The organism is Rhizobium sullae (assembly GCF_900169785.1).
GTDB lineage: Bacteria > Pseudomonadota > Alphaproteobacteria > Rhizobiales > Rhizobiaceae > Rhizobium > Rhizobium sullae.
This window is the reverse complement of sequence record NZ_FWER01000160.1, coordinates 1-1,131: the sequence shown is the minus strand read 5'-3', so window position 1 is coordinate 1,131 and position 1,131 is coordinate 1. Positions and strand designations below refer to the sequence as shown.

Annotated in this window: 1 protein-coding gene; it reads right to left on the bottom strand. The window is 55.4% G+C overall.

Features of this window, described 5'->3' with window-relative positions; all coding sequences use genetic code 11:
- Positions 1-403 precede the first annotated feature (403 nt).
- Positions 404-532 (bottom strand): hypothetical protein, encoded by a 129-nt coding sequence (locus BN1800_RS43565; protein WP_259671699.1) that lies wholly within the window; start codon positions 530-532, stop codon positions 404-406.
- Positions 533-1,131: the final 599 nt, after the last annotated feature.

Sequence of the window (1,131 nt, the reverse complement as noted above, 5' to 3'; positions counted from 1 at the left end):
ATGTGGGCGGAAAATATGGGATTGGGCGAAGACGATTGCGTGTCGCGCAAGCTGACAAAGGCGACGACGATGTCGTAGGTTGGCGTGGAGAATTTCGGTTAATCGGGTCATCTGGAACTGCATTTGTCGACTTACGACCCGCGCAGGAAAAAATTAAGCGGAGATCGCATTGTCCCGAATTTTGATAGAGGGGGAGGCTGATCGCCGATGTCTGTCGCAAAGTAGAAGCTTCTAACGCGACCTTCTAAATTAGCACAAAATATACCGGTCTGATGCCCTCGCAAGTGAAGCGTCAACGCCATTTTGGAAGGGCGAACGTCAAGCTGAAGCGAACTGTCGCCGAGCTATCGCTGAACAAGACCGTGCTGCAGGGGTGTCACCTTCGTTCATGCAAGCGTCATGATTATTCAGGTCGCAGGCGCACGGCGAGAGCCTCGCTGAGGTCACCCACACCAACGGGATCGTCCGCCTCCCTGCGCAAGGCCTTGGCATCATCAAGCAGGGAATCGCTGTGTTCGGACTTTTCCTGCATGCCGGACAATCGTCCTTCGGAGATCCTGCTTTCGCCTGACGCTCTTCGCTCAATTACAACGCTCTGGCATAGTGATGGACGAAACGGTCGATCAACATGCCGTAAATCCTGTGAAAAAAGGCTTCGTGCCCGAACTCTTTATTCCGAACGGAGCGTGCGGACCTGTCATCATGACCAGCTGCAACAGCACTCCAGGCGCGCAGGGCCGGATACATTTATGAAACGGCAAGCGTCATTTGCTCGACGTCGTGGTCCCTTGAGTGGGGAGAGGCCGCTCAAACATTTTTGGCCGATGGCGGAGCAGGCGCGCGCGCCAGACGGCAACATTATGCAGGGTACCAGATGCGGGACGAGGTTACCTCGTCCTGGTGAATGGGATCGCTCGCCGCGGCGCTTGATCGATGATCCCACCGGAGACAGCGCTATTGGGTAAGTGGGATCGTATCCCAGGGAGTGGTTTAGCGCGATAGCACTGGCCTGCCAGTGTTCTCCGGTGGGGTCGGTTGTTGATGACAATCAACTTACGACATCGTCGTCGCCTTTGTCAGCTTGCGCGACACGCAATCGTCTTCGCCCAATCCCATATTTTCCGCCCACAT